Genomic DNA, 22,723 nt, shown 5'->3' with positions numbered 1-22,723 from the left:
CGCGGTTCGCCTCGAAAAACGCTCAACCAGTGAGCTTCCTGCGCGCCGCAGGTCTTTGAAACGGCGCAGACGCGAGGGCCAGGACGGTCCTTGCTCCATCCGCCCGGACGCGATGGCGCGACCGGGTTTTCGGGGACCGAGGGACTGAACAGCCCGAGGCTCCACACACCCCCGTCGGGAATACGCCCGCGGGAGACGAAAGAAGAAAAATGTTCGATATCAAACGCAAGACGATCGAGTGGGCCGGCCGCCCGCTGACGCTGGAAACCGGCCGCATCGCCCGTCAGGCTGACGGCGCCGTGCTGGCGACCTACGGCGAGACCGTGGTCCTGGCCACCGTCGTCTATGGCCGCCAGCCCAAGCCGGGCCTGGATTTCTTCCCGCTGACCGTCAACTACCAGGAAAAGACCTTCGCGGCCGGCAAGATCCCGGGCGGCTACTTCAAGCGTGAAGGCCGTCCGTCGGAAAAAGAGACCCTGGTCTCGCGCCTGATCGACCGTCCGATCCGCCCCCTGTTCGTCAAGGGCTTCAAGAACGAGACCCAGGTCGTCATCACCGTGCTGCAGCACGACATGGAGAACGACCCGGACGTCCTGGGCATGGTCGCCGCCTCGGCCGCCCTGACCATCTCGGGCGTGCCCTTCATGGGCCCCATCGGCGCCGCGCGCGTCGGCCTGATCGACGGCGAGCTGGTCCTGAACCCCGCCATCGACGCCATGGCTGACTCGGCGCTCGACCTGGTCGTCGCCGGCACGCAAGACGCCCTGATGATGGTCGAATCCGAAGCCAAGGAGCTGTCGGAAGAGAAGATGCTCGAGGCCCTGATGTTCGCGCACGCGGGCATGCAGCCGGTCATCGACGCCATCATCGACCTGGCCGAGCACGCCGCCAAGGAGCCCTTCGACTTCCAGGCCGAGGACCACTCCGACGTCGTCGCCTCGATCAAGAAGCTGGTCGGCGAAGACATCAAGGCCGCCTACGCCCACCCGGGCAAGTATGAGCGCCGTTCGGGCGTCGACGCGGCCAAGAAGACCGCCGCCGCCGCCCTGGTGAAGACCGACGAGAACCCCGAGGGCGTCGACAGCTCCAAGTTCTCGGCCGCCTTCAAGGAATGCGAAGCCGACGTCCTGCGTCGCGACATCATCGAGAACGCCCACCGCGTCGACGGCCGCGCCCTCGACAAGGTCCGCGCCATCGTTTCGGAAGTCGGCGTCCTGCCGCGCACCCACGGTTCGTCGCTGTTCACGCGCGGCGAAACCCAGGCCCTGGTCGTCGCCACCCTCGGCACCGGCGAGGACGAGCAGTACATCGACAGCCTGTCGGGCACCTACAAGGAGTCCTTCCTGCTGCACTACAACTTCCCCCCCTATTCGGTGGGTGAAGCTGGCCGCATGGGTTCGCCCGGCCGTCGCGAAATCGGTCACGGCAAGCTGGCCTGGCGCGCCATCCGTCCGATGCTGCCGGCCAAGGAAGACTTCCCCTACACCATCCGTCTGGTGTCGGAGATCACCGAGTCCAACGGTTCGTCCTCGATGGCCACGGTCTGCGGTTCGTCGCTGGCCCTGATGGACGCCGGCGTGCCGTTGGTCCGTCCGGTCTCGGGCATCGCCATGGGTCTGATCCTGGAGCCGTCGGGCGAGTTCGCCATCCTGTCGGACATCCTGGGTGACGAAGATCACCTGGGCGACATGGACTTCAAGGTCGCGGGCACCTCGGAAGGCATCACCAGCCTTCAGATGGACATCAAGGTCGCTGGCATCACCAAGGAGATCATGGAGCAGGCCCTGACCCAGGCTTCGGCCGGTCGTCTGCACATCCTCGACGAAATGTCGAAGGCCATGGACGCTCCGCGCGCCGAGCTGGGCGAGCACGCGCCCAAGATCGAAACCATCAAGATCCCGGTCGACAAGATCCGTGAAGTGATCGGTTCGGGCGGCAAGGTGATCCGCGAGATCGTCGAGAAGACCGGCGCCAAGATCGACATCGGCGATGACGGCACCATCAAGGTCGCCGCCAACGACCAGGAGAAGATCGACGCCGCCAAGAACTGGATCAACTCCATCGCCGCCGAGCCGGAAATGGGCGCGATCTACACCGGCAAGGTGGTCAAGGTCGTCGACTTCGGCGCCTTCGTGAACTTCTTCGGCGCCAAGGACGGCCTGGTCCACGTGTCCCAGATCGCTCTGGAACGCGTCGCCAACCCGGCCGACGTCCTGTCGGAAGGCCAAGAGGTCAAGGTCAAGTTCCTGGGCTTCGACGACCGCGGCAAGACCAAGCTGTCGATGAAGGTCGTGGATCAAGCCACGGGCGAAGACATCACCGACAAGATCAACGCCGAGCGCGCTGAACGCGGTGAAGCCCCGCTGTCGGAAGACACCGGCGGCCGTCCGAAGCGTGAAGGCGGCGATCGCGGTGGCGATCGTGGCCGTCGCCGTCGCGACTAAGCGACAGCTTCACGGTTGAAATGAAGAAGGCCCCGCTGTTTCCAGCGGGGCCTTTATTCTTTTAGGGCGCTATCGCCCGCGACGCGGTCGCGGGCTGCTTGAGCGCGCTTTCTCCCTCCCCCTCATGGGGAGGGTGGCTGACGCTAACGCGAAGCGGCAGACGGGTGGGGGCGCTTTCGCTGATTGAGCGCCAGCCTTAGCATCACCACGCCCTCTCCACCCGGTCGCTGCGCGACCACCCTCCCCATGAAAGGGAGGGGGAGGGATCAGGCCGCACATTCCTTCGGCTTCTTCTCATCCGGGCCATACATGGCGCAGGACCGGTCGATCTCGCCCTGGATCATGGCGCAGGGGTTGGCGCTGTTGCAGGGCGGGCGGGTCGCTGGACTGACGGCGATGCAGCGCTCGACCAGACGCTTGGAGCGGGCTTCGCCCATTTCGGCGAGGCAGGAGCCGGGTTCGCCGACGGGCGCTGCCGCAACGGGTTCGGAGACGACGGGCTCGGTCTTGGGTTTGGGCGGCGCGACAGGGGCGGGAGGCGGCGCCTCCTTGAACGGCACGGCGTCGATCGGTTCCTGCGAGAGCTTGGTGTCCACGCCCGACGGGGGCGTCTCGGCGGGCGCGGGCTGCGGCTGGCCGCAAGCGGCGAGCGACAGGGCCAGAAGGGCGGCGGCGAGGGCGGGGCGCATGGGGCAGTCTCCGTTCGCAGAAGATGGCACCATGCCTTGATCGGCCCTCGCGGCCTAGTCCTCGAGAATTAGCGGCCCAGAGCCGCGCGTTGCAGGGCGAACAGCTCGGTGCAGCCGATGCCGGCCAGTTCGAACAGGCGGTCGAACTCGGGACGCGAGAAGCCGCGCTTCTCGCCCGTGGCCTGGATCTCGACGATGCCGCCGGCGCCGGTCAGGACGAAGTTGGAATCGGCCTCGGCGGTGGAGTCTTCCTCATAGTCGAGGTCCAGCACCGGCAGGTCGTTGAAGATGCCGCACGAGACAGCCGCGACCTGATCGATGATGGGGTCGGCCTTCAGCACGCCCTCGTCCTTGAGGTAGTTCAGGGCCACAGCCATGGCGACCCAGGCGCCGGTGATCGAGGCGGTGCGGGTGCCGCCATCGGCCTGGATGACGTCGCAGTCGATCAGGACCTGACGCTCGCCGAGGGCTTTCAGGTCGACCACGGCGCGCAGGCTGCGGCCGATCAGGCGCTGGATTTCCTGGGTACGGCCCGACTGCTTGCCGGCGGCGGCTTCACGACGGCCGCGGGTGTGGGTGGCGCGGGGCAGCATGCCGTATTCGGCGGTGACCCAGCCCTGGCCGGTGTTGCGCATCCAGCCCGGCACCTTTTCCTCGACCGAGGCGGTGCACAGGACCTTGGTATGGCCGAAGGTGACCAGGCACGAGCCCTCGGCGTAGCGGTTGACGCCGGTCTCCAGCGTGACGGTACGGAGTTGTTCGGGGGTGCGTTCAGACGGGCGCATGGGATTTCCTTGGAACCAGAGCAGGGCGTGCTTATCCTGAAAGCGTGAGCCTGTATGCCCCTCATCCGTCGCCGTTCGGAAGCGCACCCGCTGGTCTGGGGACGCTGGACGCGCGCGCGCGCGACATCTTCCGCCGCATCGTCGAGACCTATCTGGAGACGGGCGAGCCGGTCGGGTCGCGCACCATTTCGCGCGGCGGCCTGGCCCTGTCGCCCGCCTCGATCCGCAACACCATGCAGGACCTCACGCTGGCGGGCCTGCTGGCCTCGCCGCATACCTCAGCCGGGCGGGTGCCGACCCACGCGGGCCTGCGCCTGTTCGTCGACGGCCTGCTGGAGGTCGGGGACATCGGTCAGGACGAGCGACGCGAGATCGACGCGCGACTGGCGGGGAAGGGGCGCAATTTCGAAGAGGCGCTGGACGCCGCCAGCAACCTGCTGTCCGGTCTGGCTGGCGGGGCGGGCATCGTCGCCAGCCCGGTGCGCGACGCGGGCGTCAAGCACGTCGAGTTCGTGGCCCTGGGCCATGATCAGGCCCTGGCCGTTCTGGTGGGCGATGACGGCACGGTGGAGAACCGGCTCATGCCCCTGTCGGCGGGGGTGACGCCTTCGACGCTCAGCGAGGCCTCCAACTTCCTCAACGCCCGGCTGAAGGGCCGCCCCCTGGCCGAGGCGCGCACCGAGATGAGCGCCGAACTGGACGCCGCCCGGCGCGAACTGAACGCCGCCGCCGCCCGTCTGGTCGAGGACGGCCTGGCGGCCTGGTCCGGCGGGGGTGAGCGCGACCGGGCCCTGATCGTGCGGGGCCGCGCCAATCTGTTGCAGGACGCCCAGGCGGTCGAGGATCTGGAGCGGGTCCGCGTCCTGTTCGACGATCTGGAGCAGAAGGAACAGCTAATCGGCCTGCTGGACGGGGTCGGCGCGGCGCAGGGCGTGCGCATCTTCATCGGCGCGGAAACGCGACTGTTTTCGCTTTCGGGTTCCGCCGTGATCGCGGCGCCCTATATGACGGGTCGGCAGCGAATGCTGGGCGCCATCGGCGTCATCGGCCCTGCAAGACTGAACTATGCCCGTGTCATTCCGTTGGTGGACTATACCGCCCGGGTGCTGGGGCGGATTCTGGACGGACAAGAGACGTGAACGACATCAACGACGAGACCCGGGACCAACTCGAGCAGGACATGGGAGAGGCCGCCATCGACGCCGCACAGGAAGCCGCCGAAGACGGCGACATGGCCGTGATCGACGCCCTGATCGCCGAACGCGACCAATGGAAGGACCGCGCCCTGCGCGCCGTGGCCGACGCCGAGAACATCAAGCGCCGCGCCGAGACCCAGGCCAACGACGCCCGCGCCTACGCCATCCAGCGCTTCGCCAAGGATCTTCTGAGCGTGGCCGACACGCTGGAACGCGGCCTGCAGTCGGCGCCCAGGGACGCCGAGGGGCCCGCCGCTGCCATGGTCACCGGTCTGGAGCTGACGCAGAAGTCGCTGCTGTCGGCCTTCGAGACCAACGGCCTGACCCGCGTCGCGCCTCAGCCGGGCGAGGCCTTTGATCCGCACCTGCATCAGGCCGTGATGGAACAGCCCTCGGACAGCGTGCCGGGCGGCACGGTGATCCAGACCCTGCAACCCGGCTACGCCCTGTTCGGCCGCACCGTGCGCGCCGCCATGGTGGTGGTCGCGGCCAAGGGCTCGGGCCCGGCCGGCGGCGGCTATTCGGAAGCCAACACGACCGGCGGGCATTTCGACGCCAAGGCGTGAGGCTTTCCTGAGCTGAAATGACGACGGCCCGGCGCAGACGCTCCGGGCCGTTTGCATTTGGTTGTTCTTCCGCCGTCACCCCGGACGACCCGGAGGGACGATCCGGGGCCCAGGCGGCGGCTTCAATGGCATGGGCGCAGATGCGTCAGACGCCTGGGTTCCGGGTTCGCTTCGCGCCCCGGAATGACGGAAGAGAAGTGCGGGGCTATTTCAGCCGCGCCTCGAAAAACGCCAGCAACCTTCGCCATCCATCCCTGGCGTCCGCCTCGCGGTAGCTGGCGCGGTAGTCGGCGTGGAAGCCGTGCGGGGCGTCGTCGTAGAGGATGATCTCGCTGCCGGTCGCACCGGCCTTGGTCAGGGCCGAGCGCATGGCCTCGACGCTGGCGACGGGAATGCCGCCGTCCTGCCCGCCATAGAGGCCCAGCACTGGTGCCTTCAGCTCGCCCGCCAAATCGGCCGGCCAGGGGCGGCCCGCCGTCTTTTGATCTTCGGTCGCCGTGGCGGACGGCGCCAGACGGCCGTACCAGGCGACCCCGGCGTCGAGGGCTGCGAAGCGGGCGCAGGCCTGCCACACCACCTTGCCGCCCCAACAGAAGCCGGTGATGCCGACCCGGTCCGACCGGGCCCAGGACTGAAGACCGATCCACTCCAGCGTGGCCCCCACGTCGCCCATGACCTGCTCGTATCCGGCGGCCCCGACGATGGCCATGATGGCCGACATGTCGCTGAGCGGAGCCGGGTCTTCCTTGCGCACGAAGAAGGCCGGGGCGACGGCGGCGTAGCCGGCCTTGGCCAGACGGCGGCAGACGTCGCGGATGTATTCGTGCACGCCAAAGATCTCGGACACCACGATGACCACGGGGAAGGGGCCATCGCCCTCGGGCCGGGCCAGATAGGCGGGCAGTTCGAAGCCGTCGGGGGCGGGGAAGGAGACGGTGTGGGCGATCAGGCCGGCGCTGTCGGTGGTGATCGGGCTGGCCGACTGGCTGAGGGCGGCGGGGGCGTAGGCGGCGAAAGCGACCCCGCCGAGGGCTGTGACGCCAAGCGAGCGGCGGCTGGGGGCGATCTGATCGGCGCTCAGGCCCTCGGGTCGGGTGATGAGGGGCATCAAGGGTCTCCGCTGCGGCTTCGGACGAGGTGGCGACTGTGACCCGGCTTTCAGCCTCCCGTCGAGTCCCGATCAGAGCGCCCGGCGCAGGGTCAGATTGATCCGCCCGCCGCCGGGGACCAGCTGTGACGAGCCCGTCAGCAGCCGGTCGATCCCGTGCCGCGCCAGCCGGGCCGGCCCCATCAGGGCGCAGACGTCGCCCGAGGCCAGCTTCAGGCCGTGGGTCTTGCCGCCCTCGGCGGGGCCGATGCGAAACACCGCCGTATCGCCCAGCGACACCGACAGGACCGGGGCGGTCAGGTCGGCTTCGTCGCGATCCTGATGCAGGCCCATCCTGGCCTCACCGCGATAGAGGTTGACCAGGCAGGCGTCGGGCGGGGCGGGCCAGCCGGTCAGGGCGTCCCACAGGTCGAGCAGGGTCTGCGGCATGGGCGGCCAGGGCTGGCCGGTGACGGGATGCGTCGGCTGATAGCGATAGCCCGCCCGATCCGAGACCCAGGCCAGGGAGCCCATGCCCGTCATCTCGACCGAAAAGGGCCGACCGCCGGGCGTCACCGGGCGATAGAAGGGCGCGGTTTCGGCCGCCGCCAGCACCTGATCCATCAGGGTCTTCTGGGCCGCCGCGTCGAGCGCGCCGGGCCACAGGCGAAAGCCGGGCAGGCTGGTCGGGGTTTCGCGAATGACAGGGCGGTTCATGCTTCAAGACTTAAGACCCTTCTCCCAATGGGAGAAGGTGGCCCGAAGGGCCGGATGAGGGGCGGCGGTCGCCGTCGGCGCAAGCCGTCGCCGGACCGTCGCCACGGCTTGCGCCGACTGAAGCCGCCGCCCCTTACCCTTTCGCCTAACCAATCGCTTCGCTCTTGGAGGCTCAAGCCCTCTCCCGTCGGGAGAGGGTTCAATTTGATCGAATCTGGCCCGAACCGCACGAAACCCTTGCAGGCCCTGCGGTCTTTCCCATATCCGGGCCAGTCTGGAAGAAACCCCGGAGTTGCTGGGGCTTTCGACCGCAACCATTCAACCCGCCCGACCGGACGACCGGAACGGCTTTCAGCCCAACTGGGGGCGGTCACGCGCGGCGCTTTTCGAAGGCCGCCGCATCGCCCGCCGCAAGGAGTGAAAAGACAAGCTCATGGCCAAGATTATCGGCATCGACCTCGGCACGACCAACTCGTGCGTCGCCGTCATGGACGGCAAGAACCCCAAGGTCATCGAGAACGCCGAAGGCAACCGCACGACCCCGTCGGTCGTGGCGATCCAGGACAGCGGCGAAGTGCTCGTCGGCCAGCCTGCGCGTCGCCAGGCGGTCACGAACCCGACCAACACCTTCTTCGCCATCAAGCGCCTGATCGGCCGCAATTTCGATGACCCGGTGGTGGCCAAGGACAAGGGCATGGTGCCCTACGAGATCGTCAAGGGCCCGAACGGCGACGCCTGGGTGCGCGCCCACGGCAAGGACTATTCGCCGCAACAGGTCTCGGCCTTCACCCTCGGCAAGATGAAGGAGGCCGCTGAGGCCTACCTCGGCGAGACCGTGACCCAGGCCGTCATCACCGTTCCGGCCTACTTCAACGACGCCCAGCGTCAGGCCACCAAGGACGCCGGCAAGATCGCCGGCCTGGAAGTCCTGCGCATCATCAACGAGCCGACCGCGGCCGCCCTGGCCTACGGCCTGGAGAAGAACGACGGTCAGAAGATCGCCGTCTATGACCTGGGCGGCGGCACCTTCGACGTCTCGATCCTGGAGATCGGCGACGGCGTCTTCGAGGTGAAGTCGACCAACGGCGACACCTTCCTGGGCGGCGAGGACTTCGACCTGCGTCTGGTCGACTACCTGGCCGACGAGTTCAAGAAGGAGCAGGGCGTCGATCTGCGGACCGACAAGCTGGCTCTGCAGCGCCTGAAGGAAGAGGCCGAGAAGGCCAAGAAGGAGCTGTCCTCGACGACCCAGTACGAGGTCAACCTGCCGTTCATCACCATGAACGCCTCGGGCCCGCTGCACCTGAACATCAAGCTGTCGCGCGCCAAGCTGGAAGCCCTGGTCGAAGACCTGATCACCCGCACCATCGAGCCCTGCGCCAAGGCGCTGAAGGACGCGGGCCTGAAGGCCTCGGACATCGATGAAGTGGTGCTGGTCGGCGGCATGACCCGCATGCCCGCCGTGCAGGAAGCCGTGAAGAAATTCTTCGGCAAGGAGCCGCACAAGGGCGTGAACCCTGACGAAGTCGTGGCCCTGGGCGCCGCCGTTCAGGCCGGCGTTCTGCAAGGCGACGTCAAGGACGTGCTGCTGCTGGATGTGACCCCGCTGACCCTGGGCATCGAGACCCTGGGCGGCGTGTTCACTCCGCTGATCGAGCGCAACACCACCATCCCGACCAAGAAGGCCCAGGTCTTCTCGACCGCCGACGACAACCAGTCGGCCGTGACGATCCGCGTCTTCCAGGGCGAACGCCCGATGGCCGCCGACAACAAGGTCCTGGGTCAGTTCGACCTGATGGGCATTCCGCCGGCGCCGCGCGGCATGCCGCAGATCGAGGTCGCCTTCGACATCGACGCCAACGGCATCGTCCACGTCACCGCCAAGGACAAGGCGACCAACAAGGAACAGTCGATCCGCATTCAGGCCAACGGCGGCCTGTCGGATGCGGACATCGACAAGATGGTCAAGGAAGCCGAAGCCAACGCCGCCGCCGACAAGGTCCGCAAGGACCTGGTCGAGGCCGTCAACGGCGCCGACAGCCTGATCCACTCGACCGAAAAGGCCCTGTCGGAACACGGCGACAAGATCGATGACACGACCAAGGCGACCATCCAGTCGGCCCTGGACGACCTGAAGTCGGCCAAGGACGGTTCGGACCCGGAAGTCATCCGCGAGAAGACCAACACCCTGGCCCAGGCCTCGATGAAGCTGGGCGAGGCCATGTACGCCGCCCAGCAGGGCGCCGGTGAAGACGGCGCCTCGGCTGAGGCTCCCGCCGACGACGGCGTGGTCGACGCCGAGTTCGAGGAAGTCTCGGACGCCGACGACGACAAGAAGAACGCGTAACGAAACGCGATTGAAGACGACCGGCCCCGCTTGCCAGACGGCAGGCGGGGCCGTTTCATAAAACTTGCATCATTCGACCGGGCGCCCATGTCAGCAGGCATGGCCACCGGGTCATCCGCGAACGCACGATCCTCGGCTCAACCGGGACGGCGAGCGCAGCGAGAAAGTAAGAGGACGAACGCCTGATGGCGCAGCGTGACTATTACGAAATTCTGGGGGTCGAACGGACCATCGATGCGCCGGGCCTGAAGGCGGCCTATCGCAAGCTGGCCATGATCCACCACCCGGACCGCAACGGCGGCTCGGAAGAATCCCTCGCCCAGTTCAAGGAGATCTCCGAGGCCTATACGGTGCTGTCGGACGATCAGAAGCGTGCGGCCTATGACCGGTTCGGTCATGCGGGCGTGAACGGCGGCGCCGGCGGCGGCGACCCGTTCGGACGCGGCGGCGGGCAAGGTTTCCACGACATCAACGACATCTTCTCCCAGGTCTTCGGGGACGCCTTCGGGGAGGCCTTCGGCGGCCGAGGCGGCGGGCGTCAGCAACAGGGCGGACCGCGTCGCGGCTCGGACCTGCGCTATGACCTCGAGATCACCCTGGAGCAGGCCTACAAGGGCGCAGAGGTCGAGATTTCGGTCCCCACCACCATGACCTGCGAGGTCTGCGACGGCTCGGGCGCCAAGGCCGGGACCAAGCCGACCATCTGCTCCACCTGCGGCGGCGCCGGACGCGTGCGCCAGGCCAACGGCTTCTTCCAGGTCGAGCGCACCTGCCCCCGTTGCGGCGGCTCGGGCGAGATGATCGCCGACCCCTGCACCGCCTGTCATGGTCACGGCCAGGTCCGCAAGAACCGCCAGCTCAGCCTCAAGATCCCCGCCGGCGTCGACGACGGCTCGCGCATCCGCCTGTCGGGCGAGGGCGAGGCCGGTCAGCGCGGCGGCCCGCGCGGCGACCTCTATGTCTTCCTGTCGGTGCACGACCACGAACTGTTCGAGCGCGACAACCTGGACCTGCTGGTCACGGTGCCGGTGCCGATGACGGTGGCGGCGCTCGGCGGGGTGGTCGACGCCCCCTGCCTGGTGTCCGAGGCCTGCGACGGCAAGTGCAAGGCCACGGTCGAGGTGCCCGCCGGCGCCCAGACCGGCAAGACGGTGCGCATCAAGGGCAAGGGCATGCCCCACCTGAATGGCCGTCAGCGCGGCGATCTGGTGGTCGAGCTGTTCGTGGAAACCCCGACCGATCTGACCCCGCGTCAGAAGGAGCTGATGCAGGAGCTTGCGGCCTCGTTCGGAGAGAGTCAGAATCCGCGCAACACCAGCTTCGCGGGCAAGGCTCGACGTTTCTGGGCCGACATCCTGGGCGGCGACGCCGACAATCCGAAAGAGACTGCGTGAGCGACATCTTCCACGCCGGCATTTCCGGCGCGCGGGGCCGGATGGGTCGCGCTGTTTCCCAGGTTCTGGACGCCCGTGAAGATGTGGTGGTGGCGACGCGCTTTGACCGGGGAGAGACGCCCGATCTGAGTCTGTGCGACGTCATCATCGACTTCTCGACGCCTGAGGCCTCGGTCGAACTGGCCCGGGCCTGCGCCGAGCGCGGCGGACCGGCCCTGGTGATCGGTTCCACGGGCCTGTCGCCGGAACAGGACGCCGAGATCGAAGCGGCGGCGGACAGGATCGCCATCGTCCGCAGCGGAAACTTCTCGCTGGGCCTCAACATCCTGATCGGTCTGGTCGAGCACGCGGCCCAGCGTCTGGATGGCCGCGACTGGGACATCGAGGTGCTGGAGACCCATCACCGGCGCAAGGTGGACGCTCCCTCAGGCACCGCCCTGATGCTGGGCGAGGCCGCGGCTAACGGTCGGGGTCGCGATCTGGAAGACCTGAGGACCGCGCCCTATGACGGCATCACCGGCCCGCGTGAGGCGGGCAAGATCGGCTTCGCCTCCCTGCGCGCCGGCGGCGTCATCGGCGAACACACGGTCCTGTTCGGCTCGGACGACGAACTGCTGACCCTGTCGCACTCGGCCATCGACCGGTCCCTGTTCGCCAAGGGCGCCGTGGCCGCCGCCGCCTGGGTGCGCAACCGCCGTCCCGGCCTCTATGACATGCAGGACGTGCTCGGCTTCCGCCAGGCCTGAACCGGCGGATGAGCCGGCAAGGAACCAGCTACGGCATGGCGCTCCGGGCTGCGGCGGCGCTCAGCTTCTCCTTGATGTACGCCCTGATGAAGTGGGCGGCGACGGTGGAACCCGTTTCGGCGGGCGAGATGGTCTTCTATCGTTCTATCTTCGGTCTGCCGGTGGTGCTGTTCTGGGTGCTGAGCAACGGCGGGGGACTGGCCGTGATCTCGACCCGGAGGCCCATGGTTCACGTCTGGCGCTGCGTCCTGGGGGTGACGGGCATCCTGCTGATCTTCCAGGGCCTGAGGCTTTTGCCGCTCGCTGACGCCACCACAATCGGCTTCACCGCCCCCATCTTCGCCACCCTGCTGTCCATCGTCTTCCTGAAAGAGAAGGTCGGCCGCCATCGCTGGACGGCGGTTGTCCTGGGTTTCGTCGGCGTGCTGGTTCTGGTGCGACCAGGGTCCGAGGGCGCGCCGCCGCTGGGCGGTCTGCTGTTCGCGCTCGGCGGGGCCTTTGTCGCCGCCTCGGTCACCGTCACCCTGCGTCAGCTGGGCAAGACGGAGAAGGCCACCGCCATCGTCTTCTGGTTCTTCGTCGCCTGCGCTCTGACCGGCGGGGCGTTGGCCCTGTTTGACGGCCATAGTCACACCTGGCCGGTTCTGGCTGTGCTGGCGGCGGGCGGGTTGGCCGGGGGGCTGGCCCAGTTGCTGATGACCACCTCGCTGCAGCACGCTCCGGTCTCGGCCCTGGCGCCGCTGGACTATCTGCAGATGGTCGGAGCCGTGGTTCTGGGCTGGCTTCTGCTGGGCGATGCGCCGACGGGCGCGACCCTGATAGGCGCCGCCCTGATCGCGGGCAGCGGTCTCTACACCGCCTGGCGCGAGCGCGTGCTGAGGCGCGAGATCACGCCCCCAGCGCCCAACGCCTCTGTCTGAAGGGCCTGGGGGGCCAGGGCGGCGCCCATGGCCTGCCGCCACAGATCCAGACGCGGCGAACGCTCGGTGATCAGGATATCCAGGGCGCTGGCGGTCGATGGGGCCGCCTGCGGCGCCGTCATGCCCCAGACAGGAAAGGCGCGCTGCGTGATCCGTTCGCGAGCCAAGACGACGATGTCCTCGTGCCGCGCATCGAAATGCAGATGCAGCATCAGGATATCCAGTGCGGTGGGGGCGCCCTCCAGCATCTGGACAAAGATGTCGCCTCTCAGGGTCAGGGCGCCGGTGATGCCGACCTGGGCGTTGCGAAAGGCCGCGACGTGGACGATGTCGGCGATCTGATCGGCGGCTTGCTCCGGCGTCAGTCGGGCGCGGCTGCAGTAAACGAGCTGGTCCAGCTGATTCATGCCGCTACGCTAGGTTGAAAAACGGCGCTCCGTAAAGCGCCGTTTTATCAGCGTCCCGTCGAACCAAACCCGCCTGAGCCGCGCTCGGTCTCGTCCAGGGCGTCGACCTCGGCCATGACGGCCTGGGCGTAGGGCGCAATGACCATCTGCGCGATACGCTCGCCGCGGTTGATCTCGAAGGCGATCTGGCCGTGGTTGATCAGGATGACCCCGACTTCGCCGCGATAGTCGCTGTCGATGGTGCCGGGCGAGTTCAGGCAGGTGACGCCGTGCTTCAGCGCCAGCCCCGAGCGGGGGCGCACCTGGGCTTCATAGCCGGGCTCCAGAGCGATCTTCAGGCCGGTGGGGATCAGTCGGCGTTCGCCCGGCGCCAGGATCACCGGCTCGAACTCAGGCAGGGCCGCGCGCAGATCCATGCCCGCCGATCCCGTCGTCTCATAGGCAGGCAGGGCCAGGCCCTCGGCGTGGGGCAGGCGTTCGACGCGGACGGTGGTCATAAGAGGTCTCTCAGGCCTTGAAGTGATCGGCGATGCGGTGGGCGAGCTTCCTCGCCACCTCGGTCTTGGACTGGCGCGGCCAGGGCTCGGCGCCGTTCCGGGTGAACAGGGTCACGGCGTTGCCGTCCGAGCCGAAGACCTCGCCCGAGACATCGTTGCCGACGATCCAGTCGCAGCCCTTCCTCGACAGCTTGGCGCGGGCGTTGGTCTCCAGGTCGCTGGTTTCGGCGGCGAAGCCGACCACCAGTTTCGGACGCCGGGGACCGGGGGCGGAGACGCCGGCCAGGATGTCGGGGTTCTCGATCAGGGCCAGGGACGGCGGGCCGCCCGGCTTTTTCTTGATCTTGCCCGAGGCGATCCCGTCCACGCGCCAGTCGGCGACGGCGGCGCTCATGACGGCGATGTCCGTCCCTCGATCAGAGTTCAGACGGGCCTCGACGGCGGCCTTCATTTCGGTTGCCGCCTCGACCCAGACGCGGGTGACCCCGACGGGGGCGTCCAGGGCCACGGGGCCGGAGATCAGGGTCACCTCGGCGCCAAGCTCGGCGAGGGCGGCGGCGACGGCGTAGCCCTGCTTGCCGCTGGAGCGATTGGTCAGGCCGCGCACCGGGTCGATGGGCTCAAAAGTCGGCCCGGCGGTGACCACGGCGGTCCTGCCGGTCAGCGGGCGGCCGTCCGGTCCGGCCAGCAGGCGCGCGATGGCGTCGAAGATGGCGGGCGGCTCGGCCATGCGGCCGGGGCCGAACTCGCCGCAGGCCATGATGCCGTCGTCAGGTCCGACCACGGCCATGCCGTGGAAGCCGTCGAAACCCTTCAGTCGCTCGACATTGGCCTGCACCGCCGGGTGCAGCCACATGCGCACGTTCATGGCCGGGGCCAGCAGCACCTTCTTGTCGGTGGCCAGAAGCGTGGTCGATGCCAGGTCGTCGGCTAGACCATTGGCGGCCTTGGCGATCAGACCCGCCGTGGCGGGGGCCACCACGACCAGATCGGCCCAGCGCGACAGTTCGATATGGCCCATGGCCGTCTCGTCTTCGGGCATGAACAGGTCCTGGCGCACGGGATGGCCGGTCAGGGCCGCCAGCGACATGGGGGTGACGAACTCGGCCCCGGCCCTGGTCAGAACCGTCATCACCTCGGCGTCGGCCTTCCTCAGCAGGCGGATCAGCTCCAGCGCCTTGTAAGCGGCGATGCCGCCGCCGACGATCAGCAGGACCTTGCGGCCGGAAAGCGAGGATGCGGTCATGAGAAAATCTGTAGCGGGGCTGCATGACGTCGTCGAGACACAGCCGTGCCGCAACAGGCTGCGCTTTTGGAACATTGCCAGAACAAATTGTTTATGTCTAACTGCGTTCGGCGGGTTTTTCAGGGAGGGTGATCCATGCGAATTCAAGTGACGGCGGGCGTTCTTGCGGTGCTGGTTCTGGCGGCCTGCGACAGCGGCGGCTCGGCGGTCGAAACGCGGGAACGGGCGGCGGTCGAGCCGGTCGCGCTGAGCTCAACGACGACGCCGGACGGCGAGATCGAAGCCGTGACGCCTGAGGCCAGGCCGCCGGTCACAGCCAATCGGCGCGAAACCGCCGACGCCAAGGTGCAGCGCCTGTATGAGCGCAACGGCGCGGCCTTCGGGGCTCGGTCGGCGGACGACTACCTGGCCAAGGTGCGGGCCTTCACCGAGGCGGCGCCCAAGGGGACCGAGACGGTCAAGCGGCCGAACGGCGACACCCTCTATTATCAGGCTTCGACCAACACCTTTGCGGTGGTGGACCGCAACGGCGTGCCGCGCACCATGTTCAAGCCTGACGACGGTCCGGCCTATTGGGCGCAGCAGAAGGAAAGGGCGCCGACCTTCGGTCAGCGCCGTTCAAGCCCGGCCGAGTAATCAGGCCGCGTCGAAGCTCAACGGCGCGCCCCAGAAGCGGGCGATCAGGTCCGATTGCGGGCCGGGCGTGCCGGTGGTCAGGAAGTCGCGACGGCCGGACGATCCCAGGTCGTATTCCGGGTGGCGCGCAAAATAACGTTCCAGCGAGTCGGCCACGGCGGCCGGCTGGCTGATGACTTGGACCCCGGCGGGCAGGGCGTCGGCGAACAGATCGGCGACGATCTCATAGTGGGTGCAGCCCAGGATGGCCTTGTCCGGGTGGCGGCCGATCCGGCGGCGCAGGGCGTCGACGTGGTCGTCCACCACCACCTTCAATTCTTCGGCCGGGGCGCCCAGTTCGATCAGGCCGGCCAGACCGGGGCAGGGCTCGGTGAAGACGGCCAGGTCCTCGCGGCGCTTGTCGATCTCGATTTCATAGACCCGGCTCATGGCCGTGGCGGCGGTGCAGAAGACGCCGGTGACGTCGATCGCCTGTTTCTTCTCGCCTTCCAGTCGGCCGTTGCGCTCGGCCTCATAGGACCAGGGCAGGCCGGTGGCCGCCTCGATGGTCGGAACGATGATGCCCAGGACATTGACCGGACGGCCCAGCTTCTCGCGCATCCCCGGAATCCAGGTCTGCTGCAGGCGACGAAGCGCGATGGCCGAGGCCGTGTTGCAGGCCAGGACGACCACCGAGGCCCCGGCCTCGAACAGACGCTCGCATCCGGCGCGGGTCAGCTCGACGATGTCCTCGCCGCCACGCCCGCCATAGGGAGCGTGGGCCTGGTCGCCCAGATAGATGAAGTCCCGCGTCGGAAAGCGGGTCGTGAGTTCGCGGTGGACCGTCAGGCCCCCCACGCCGGAGTCGAAAACGCCTATCGCCATGCAGCGGCCTTTAGACCCGTGGGGTTCCGTCGTCCAATAGTTAGGATTACATCGGCTCTATGTGACGGCCCGGCCAAGCGCGCCTAGGGTCGCGCGAACACGAAAAAAGGTTGGGAGACCTGGATGCACAGACGCCATCTTCTCATCGGGGGCGCGAGCCTCTTCGCCCTGACGGGCTGCGCCGCCGCCGGCGCTATGGAGAACGGAATGACGGGACCGACCGCCGCTTCCCTGTCGACCGCCGATGAGGCGCGTATCGCCCGCGCCGTCCTGCCGACGACCGCGCCGCGCGCCGAGCTGCTGCAGCCCTGGACCGGCCCCTATGAAGGCGTGCCCCCGTGGGACAAGGTGACCGCGCCCAAGATGCGCGAAGCCATCCTGGAAGGCATCGAGCTGCAACGCGCCGACATCGCCGCGATCGCCAACAACCCCGACGCCCCGACCTTCGCCAACACCCTGGTGGCGATGGAGCTGGTCGGCGAACCGCTGGACCGCGCCATCAACGTCTTCAGCGTCATGACGTCGAACATCGGCGGCGACGCGTGGGACGTGCTGGAGACCGAGCTGTCGCCGATCCTGTCGGCCGCCTCGGACGAGATCACCTTCAACGAGAAGCTGTTCCAGCGCATCAAGGCCGTGGCCGACGGGGCTGAAACCAGCGGCCTGAACGCCCAGCAGACGCGTCTGGCCGAGCGCAGCCGCGACGCCTTCGTGCGCAACGGCGCCGCCCTGAACGCCGCGGGCAAGGCCGAGCTGGGCCGCATCAACACCGCCCTGTCGAACGCCTTCACCGGCTTCGGCCAGAAGGTGGTGGCTGACGAGAACACCTGGACCGTCATCACCAGCGAGGCCGGCCTGAAGGGCCTGCCGGACTCGAACAAGGCCGCCGCCGCCGCCGCTGCGCGCACGCGCAACGTCCAGGGATGGGCCATCGTCAACACCCGTTCCAGCGTCGATCCCTTCCTGACCTTCGCCGACGACCGGGCCCTGCGCGAGCAGGTGTGGAAGAAGTTCGTCAAGCGCGGCGACAACGGCGACGCCAACGACACCAAGTCGACCATCGCCCAGATCGTCGCCCTGCGTCAGCAGCGCGCCAAGCTGCTCGGTTTCGGCAATCACGCCGAATGGCGCATGCAGGACACCATGGCCAAGACCCCGGCCGCGGCCATGGAGCTGATGCAGCGCGTCTGGGCCCCGGCCAAGGCCCGCGTGGCCGAGGAGGTCGCCGACATGAAGGCGATCGCCGGTTTCGACATCGAGCCCTGGGACTACCTCTACTTCGCCGAGAAGGTCCGCAAGGCCAAGTACGACCTCGATCAGAACGAGTTGAAGCCCTACTTCGAACTGCACGCGGTGCGCGCGGCGTCCTTCTACATGGCCGAGCGCCTGTACGGCTTCGTCTTCAAGCAACTGCCCAAGGGCGCGGTCTCGACCTTCGAGCCGGACGTGACCACCTATGAGGTCACCGACAAGGCCACGGGCAAGCTGATCGGCCTCTACTACGCCGACGACTTCGCCCGTCCGGGCAAGCGTTCGGGCGCCTGGATGACCACCTACCGGTCCTTCTCGCAGCTGACGGGCTCGAAGCCGATCCTGGCCTCGAACAACAACAACTTCGTTAAGGCCGAGGCCGGTCAGCCCCTGCTGATCTCGCTGGACGACGCCGAGACCCTGTTCCACGAGTTCGGCCACGCCCTGCACTACTTCTCGTCGGTGGTGACCTATCCGTCGTTCGGCAACACGCCGCGCGACTTCGTGGAATATCCGTCGCAGGTGCATGAGCACTGGGTGCTGAGCCGCCCGATCCTCGACGGCTACATGAAGCACGTCGAGACCAAGCAGCCGATGCCGCAGGCGCTGGTGGACAAGATCGAGGCCTCCTCGACCTTCAACCAGGGCTACGCCACGGTCAGCTATCTGTCCTCGGCCCTGGTCGACATGGACCTGCATACGCAAGCCACGCCGCCGACCGACATCGGCGCCTTCGAGAAGGCCTCGCTGGACCGTCTGGGCATGCCCAAGGAGATCGTGATGCGGCACCGCCTGCCGCAGTTCAACCACCTCTTCACCTCGGACGCCTATTCGGCCGGCTACTACTCCTACCTGTGGTCGGAAGTGATGGACGCGGACACCTGGGCCTACTTCGAGGAGTCGGGCGACGTCTTCAACCCGGACATCGGCGGTCGCTTCAAGTCGATCATCCTGGCGCCGGGCAACACCACGGATCGCGGCGACGCCTATCGTCAGTTCCGCGGCCGCAACCCCGACGTGGCGGCCCTGCTCAAGGTGCGCGGCTTCCCGACTTCTTGAGTGGGCCTAACGGCCTTCGGCCTACTTGAGGCCCGTTAAGCGTTAAAGTTGGAGAGGCCCGGCGGAGCGATCCGTCGGGCCTTTTTCTTGTGCGGCTTCGGCTAGGTGGTAAGCCTTGGCGGTGTTTTAGCCGAATGGGTTCCTCGCATGAGCGTCGTCGCCTCCTACGTTTACAAGGACGGCCAGCGGGTGCGCGCGGCGCCGCTGACGGATCAGGGTCTGACCCTGGCCAAGGGCGAATACCTCTGGATCGGCCTGCACGAGCCGACGGACGAGGAGAGCGACATCCTGGTGCGGCGCTTCAAGTTGCACCCCCTGGCGGTCGAGGACGCCATGACGGCGCACCAGATCCCCAAGCTGGAGGTCTATGGCTCCGAGCTCTTCATCGTCGCCCGCACCGCCCAGGCCGAGGGCGATCACATCGTCTATGGCGAGACCCATATCTTCATCGGGCCAAACTACGTGGTCACCATTCGCCACGGCTCGGCGCGCGGTCATACCCAGTTGCGCGCCCAGCTGGAGGCCTCGCCCCAGCAATTGAAGCACGGACCGGATTTCATCCTGCACGGAGTGCTGGACTTCATCGTTGACGGCTACATTCCCATCATCGACGCCATCGAGGACAAGGTGCTGGAGATGGAACAGGTGGCGCTGGACAGCTTCCTGTCGCGCGACGACATCACCCGTCTGTTCCTGCTGCGGCGCGAGCTGCTGAAGTTCAGCCGCATCCTGGGGCCGATGGAGGAGGTGGCGGTCAAGCTGCAGTCGCTGGACCTGCCCTGCATCGACCGCGAGGTGCGGCCCTATTTCCGCGACGTGGCCGACCACGTGCGCCGCGTCGCCAGTCGCGCGGGCGTGCTGCGCGACATCCTGGCCTCGGTGTTCGAGGCGTCCAACCTGCTGGAGCAGCAGAGGCAGGGCGTCATCACCCGCAAGCTGGCCGCCTGGGCCGCCATCCTGGCGACGCCGACCGCGGTGGCCGGCATCTACGGCATGAATTTCGAGCACATGCCCGAGCTGCGCTGGACCTATGGCTATCCCGCCGTTATGGGGCTGATCCTTGTCATCTGCCTCGGCCTCTACGTCACCTTCAAGCGCTCGAAGTGGCTGTGATCAGCCGCTGTTCCTGAGGCCCGCCGCCACGCCGTTGATGGCCAGCAGAATGCCGTTGCGGACGCGCGGGTCGTCGTCGCCGGCGCGGCGGCGGCGGATCAGCTCGATCTGCACGTGGTTTAGCGGCTCGACATAGGGCATCCGCTGGCGGATCAACCGGTCCAGCTCGGGCTGGCCGCCCAGCAGGTCGTCGTGGCCGGTGATGGACAGGACGGCGGCTTTGGTTCGCTCCCATTCCTTGAGGATCTCGCCGTAGATGCGCTCGGCCAGGGCCGGGTCGGGGACCAGTCCGGCGTAGCGGCGGGCGATGGCCATGTCGGCCTTGGCCATCACCATCTCCATGTTCTGGACCACGGTGCGGAAGAAGGGCCAGGCGGCGGCCATGTCGCGCAGTTCGTCCGGGTTCTCGCCCTGGACCGCCGAGCCGAAGCCGAACCAGCCGGGCAGCATGACCCGCGACTGCGACCAGCTGAACACCCAGGGGATGGCGCGCAGGTCCTCGATGGCGGTCGAGGTCGAGCGGCTGGCCGGGCGCGAACCGATCTTCAGGTCGGCGATCTCGGCGATGGGGGTGGCGGCGCGGAAATAGTCGACGAAGCCGGGCGTCTCATAGACCAGGGCGCGATAGGCCGTCATCGAGGCCGCCGACAGGCGCGCCGCCGTGGCGCCATGTTCGGCGCTGTAGCCGCCGTCGGTCTGCGGCCCCAGCGAGGCCAGCAGGGTCCCGCAGGTCAGGGCGTCGAGGTTGCGCTGCGCCACTTCGGGCTCGCCGTACTTGTTGGCGATGACCTCGCCCTGTTCGGTGACGCGGATGCGGCCAGCCACCGTCCCCGCCGGCTGGCCTAGCACGGCGGAGAAGCTGGAGCCGCCGCCGCGGCCGACGGCGCCGCCGCGACCGTGGAACAGTTGCAGACGGACCCCTGCCGCGCGGGTGACGTCGAGCAGGGCGCGCGAGGCCTCGTGCAACTCCCAGCCCGAGGTCAGGTAGGAGCCGTCCTTGTTGCTGTCGGAGTAGCCGATCATCACCTCCTGCACCCCGCGGGCGGTCGCCACGGCGCGGGCGGACGGCTCGGCCAGCACCCGCTGCAGCGTCGGCTGGGAGGCGCGCAGGTCCTCGATGGTCTCGAACAAGGGGGCGGCCTGGATGGGGCAGGCGGCGGGGTCGGCCGGGTCGTAGAGGCCGACCTCCTTCAGCAGCAGATAGACCTCCAGCATGTCCGAGGCCGCGTCGGTCTTGGAGACGATATGGGTGCGGATGGCCTGCGGGCCGAAGGCGGACAGGGCCTGCGCCGCCGCCTGCAGGATGGCGCGCTCCTTCAGGGTTTCGGGCGCGTAGTCGGCATAGGGCGAGAAGAGGGGGCGCGGACCCGCCAGTTCGCGCGCCAGCAGGGTCAGACGCGCCTCTTCGTCGAGCGCGGCGTAGTCGGGACAGACGCCCGCGACCTTGAGCAGGTCGGCGACGACGCGTTCATGCACGTCGGAGTTCTGGCGCAGGTCCAGGGTCGCCATGTGGAAGCCGAAGACGTTCGCCGCGGTGATCAGTCGGGCCAGCCGGTCATCGGCGAAGACGGCGCCATGGGTGCGGATCAGGCTGTCGTGCAGCACGGCCAGATCGGCGCGGAAGGCGTCGGGGCCGTCATAGGCCGGGGCTTCGAATGATGCGGGCAGAGGGGCGGGGCCGCCAGCCAGGGCTTGGTGCGTGGCTGACAGTCGGGCGTAGATGCGGCTCAGCGCCCGGCGATAGGGTTCGTCCGCGCGCTGGATCGAGGCGTCGGCCGAGCTCTGGGCCAGGGCCGCCAGTTCGGGTGTGACGGCAGTCAGGTCGGCGGATAGGCTGAGCTCTTCGCCCAGGGCGTTCACCTCCTCCAGATAGAAGCGCAGCACGGCCCGCGACTGGGTGCGGAAGGCGGCGCTCATCACAGCGGCGTCGACATTGGGATTGCCGTCGCGGTCGCCGCCGACCCAGGTGCCGATGCGCAGGAAGGGCGGCAGGTCGGGCGCGTCCAGCAGGGTGCGCCACTCGGCCAGCTGGGCCGGAGCGACGTGCAGGAAGATGCGCTGCAGCCAGTCGGTGACGGTGTTGATCTCGTCCTGCACTACCAGGCCCGAGGCGCGGGTCAGGCGCGTGGCCCACAGGATGACGATCTGACGACGCAGGGCGGTTTTCAGCGCCGTGGGCGAACAGGCGATCCCGTCACGGTCGCAGCCGTCCAGCAGGGCGCCGACGGCGGCGACGCGATCGATCACGCTCTTGCGACGCACCTCGGACGGGTGGGCGGTCAGGACCGGCGAGATCAGGGCTTGAGACAGCAGATCGCGCACCGCCGTCCTGTCCACGCCCGCCGCATCCAGCCGTTTCAGGGCGCCTTCGGGGGTGTCGGCCCGTTCGCCAGCCTCGGCCTGATCGCGGGCGCGGCGCTTGCCCGCCCGATCCTCGGCGACATTGGCCAGCAGGGAGAAGGCGGCGAAGCCGTGGGTCAGACCGATGGCTTGATCCAGCGACAGGTCCTTCAGCAGGCCTTCCAGCTCGGCGGCGTCGTGCGAGGCCGGGTCGCGGTGATAGGCCACCGAGGCCTGACGCACCGCCTCGATCCGGTCGTAGAGTTCCTGACCGCCCTCGTCGCGGATCACCTCGCCCAGCAGGGCGCCCAACAGGCGGACCTCGTCGCGCAGTCGGTCGTCGGCGGCCTGGATCATCGCATCATCCTTCAGCGGGGAGGCTGGAAGCGGAACCGTATCAGCGGAATCCGAACCGGCTA

At 68.0% G+C, this 22,723-nt stretch carries 19 protein-coding genes; 10 read left to right on the top strand and 9 right to left on the bottom strand.

The annotated features are described in order from the left end of the window. Positions 1–209: 209 nt before the first annotated feature. Positions 210–2,444: a polyribonucleotide nucleotidyltransferase gene (gene pnp / locus IFE19_RS16070; protein ID WP_207824088.1), complete on the top strand. Its 2,235-nt coding sequence runs from the start codon at positions 210–212 to the stop codon at positions 2,442–2,444. A 266-nt stretch (positions 2,445–2,710) separates the two neighbouring features. On the opposite strand, the gene IFE19_RS16065 is transcribed toward pnp, so the two are convergent. Continuing rightward, on the bottom strand, positions 2,711–3,133 hold the full coding sequence (locus tag IFE19_RS16065; RefSeq protein ID WP_207824086.1) for a hypothetical protein: 423 nt from the start codon (positions 3,131–3,133) through the stop codon (positions 2,711–2,713). Between the two features lie 68 nt (positions 3,134–3,201). Then, positions 3,202–3,918 carry a ribonuclease PH gene (gene rph, locus IFE19_RS16060; protein WP_207824084.1) on the bottom strand — a complete coding sequence of 239 codons (717 nt, stop codon included), beginning with the start codon at positions 3,916–3,918 and terminating at the stop codon, positions 3,202–3,204. 50 nt (positions 3,919–3,968) lie between these two features. Here rph and hrcA point away from each other — a divergent pair, with 50 nt between their 5' ends. Next, positions 3,969–5,057: a heat-inducible transcriptional repressor HrcA gene (gene hrcA / locus IFE19_RS16055; protein ID WP_404822175.1), complete on the top strand. Its 1,089-nt coding sequence runs from the start codon at positions 3,969–3,971 to the stop codon at positions 5,055–5,057. Positions 5,058–5,098: 41 nt separating this feature from the next. Continuing rightward, on the top strand, positions 5,099–5,680 hold the full coding sequence (gene grpE / locus IFE19_RS16050; RefSeq protein ID WP_207827694.1) for a nucleotide exchange factor GrpE: 582 nt from the start codon (positions 5,099–5,101) through the stop codon (positions 5,678–5,680). Between the two features lie 205 nt (positions 5,681–5,885). On the opposite strand, the gene IFE19_RS16045 is transcribed toward grpE, so the two are convergent. Beyond that, a complete protein-coding gene (locus IFE19_RS16045; RefSeq protein WP_207824082.1) occupies positions 5,886–6,788 on the bottom strand; it encodes a dienelactone hydrolase family protein in 903 nt (300 codons plus the stop codon). Between the two features lie 72 nt (positions 6,789–6,860). Further along, entirely contained in the window at positions 6,861–7,484 is a 624-nt protein-coding gene (locus IFE19_RS16040) for an alpha-ketoglutarate-dependent dioxygenase AlkB (RefSeq protein ID WP_207824080.1), read from the bottom strand. A 433-nt stretch (positions 7,485–7,917) separates the two neighbouring features. On the opposite strand from IFE19_RS16040, the gene dnaK reads away from it, so the two are divergent. The 4 genes from dnaK to IFE19_RS16020 all read left to right on the top strand — a co-directional run bounded on the left by dnaK (position 7,918) and on the right by IFE19_RS16020 (position 12,891). Continuing rightward, positions 7,918–9,831, top strand: coding sequence for a molecular chaperone DnaK (gene dnaK, locus IFE19_RS16035; protein ID WP_207824078.1), 1,914 nt, complete (start codon positions 7,918–7,920; stop codon positions 9,829–9,831). A gap of 185 nt (positions 9,832–10,016) precedes the next feature. After that, the gene (gene dnaJ / locus IFE19_RS16030; RefSeq protein WP_207824068.1) at positions 10,017–11,225 is read left to right on the top strand and encodes a molecular chaperone DnaJ; all 1,209 of its coding nucleotides are present in this window, start codon (positions 10,017–10,019) and stop codon (positions 11,223–11,225) included. Continuing rightward, positions 11,222–11,971 (top strand): 4-hydroxy-tetrahydrodipicolinate reductase, encoded by a 750-nt coding sequence (gene dapB / locus IFE19_RS16025; protein ID WP_207824066.1) that lies wholly within the window; start codon positions 11,222–11,224, stop codon positions 11,969–11,971. The genes dnaJ and dapB overlap by 4 nt, the downstream gene beginning before the upstream one ends. A gap of 8 nt (positions 11,972–11,979) precedes the next feature. Next, on the top strand, positions 11,980–12,891 hold the full coding sequence (locus IFE19_RS16020) for a DMT family transporter (RefSeq protein WP_207824063.1): 912 nt from the start codon (positions 11,980–11,982) through the stop codon (positions 12,889–12,891). On the opposite strand, the gene IFE19_RS16015 is transcribed toward IFE19_RS16020, so the two are convergent. From IFE19_RS16015 to coaBC, 3 genes are read right to left on the bottom strand one after another with little or no spacing between them, the layout of a single operon-like run. Beyond that, a complete protein-coding gene (locus IFE19_RS16015; protein ID WP_207824062.1) occupies positions 12,822–13,298 on the bottom strand; it encodes a BLUF domain-containing protein in 477 nt (158 codons plus the stop codon). The two genes, IFE19_RS16020 and IFE19_RS16015, sit on opposite strands and share 70 nt — an antisense overlap. Before the next feature lie 47 nt (positions 13,299–13,345). After that, positions 13,346–13,795 carry a dUTP diphosphatase gene (gene dut / locus IFE19_RS16010; protein WP_207824060.1) on the bottom strand — a complete coding sequence of 150 codons (450 nt, stop codon included), beginning with the start codon at positions 13,793–13,795 and terminating at the stop codon, positions 13,346–13,348. A 10-nt stretch (positions 13,796–13,805) separates the two neighbouring features. Then, on the bottom strand, positions 13,806–15,041 hold the full coding sequence (gene coaBC / locus IFE19_RS16005) for a bifunctional phosphopantothenoylcysteine decarboxylase/phosphopantothenate--cysteine ligase CoaBC (RefSeq protein WP_207824059.1): 1,236 nt from the start codon (positions 15,039–15,041) through the stop codon (positions 13,806–13,808). Positions 15,042–15,176: 135 nt separating this feature from the next. On the opposite strand from coaBC, the gene IFE19_RS16000 reads away from it, so the two are divergent. Further along, on the top strand, positions 15,177–15,677 hold the full coding sequence (locus tag IFE19_RS16000) for an S-type pyocin family protein (RefSeq protein WP_207824057.1): 501 nt from the start codon (positions 15,177–15,179) through the stop codon (positions 15,675–15,677). On the opposite strand, the gene IFE19_RS15995 is transcribed toward IFE19_RS16000, so the two are convergent. Continuing rightward, a complete protein-coding gene (locus tag IFE19_RS15995) occupies positions 15,678–16,541 on the bottom strand; it encodes a glutamate racemase (protein WP_207824055.1) in 864 nt (287 codons plus the stop codon). A 123-nt stretch (positions 16,542–16,664) separates the two neighbouring features. On the opposite strand from IFE19_RS15995, the gene IFE19_RS15990 reads away from it, so the two are divergent. Next, on the top strand, positions 16,665–18,851 hold the full coding sequence (locus tag IFE19_RS15990) for a M3 family metallopeptidase (RefSeq protein WP_207824053.1): 2,187 nt from the start codon (positions 16,665–16,667) through the stop codon (positions 18,849–18,851). A 147-nt stretch (positions 18,852–18,998) separates the two neighbouring features. After that, the gene (locus tag IFE19_RS15985; RefSeq protein WP_207824051.1) at positions 18,999–19,964 is read left to right on the top strand and encodes a magnesium and cobalt transport protein CorA; all 966 of its coding nucleotides are present in this window, start codon (positions 18,999–19,001) and stop codon (positions 19,962–19,964) included. Here the strand turns inward: IFE19_RS15985 and ppc are convergent, their stop codons facing one another. Continuing rightward, entirely contained in the window at positions 19,965–22,661 is a 2,697-nt protein-coding gene (ppc, locus tag IFE19_RS15980) for a phosphoenolpyruvate carboxylase (RefSeq protein WP_207824049.1), read from the bottom strand. Positions 22,662–22,723 lie beyond the last annotated feature (62 nt).

Origin of the sequence: Brevundimonas pondensis (assembly GCF_017487345.1) — a bacterium.
GTDB classification, from domain to species: domain Bacteria; phylum Pseudomonadota; class Alphaproteobacteria; order Caulobacterales; family Caulobacteraceae; genus Brevundimonas; species Brevundimonas pondensis.
The sequence above is the reverse complement of the archived record's forward strand: the minus strand, read 5'-3'. Positions and strand labels throughout refer to the sequence as shown.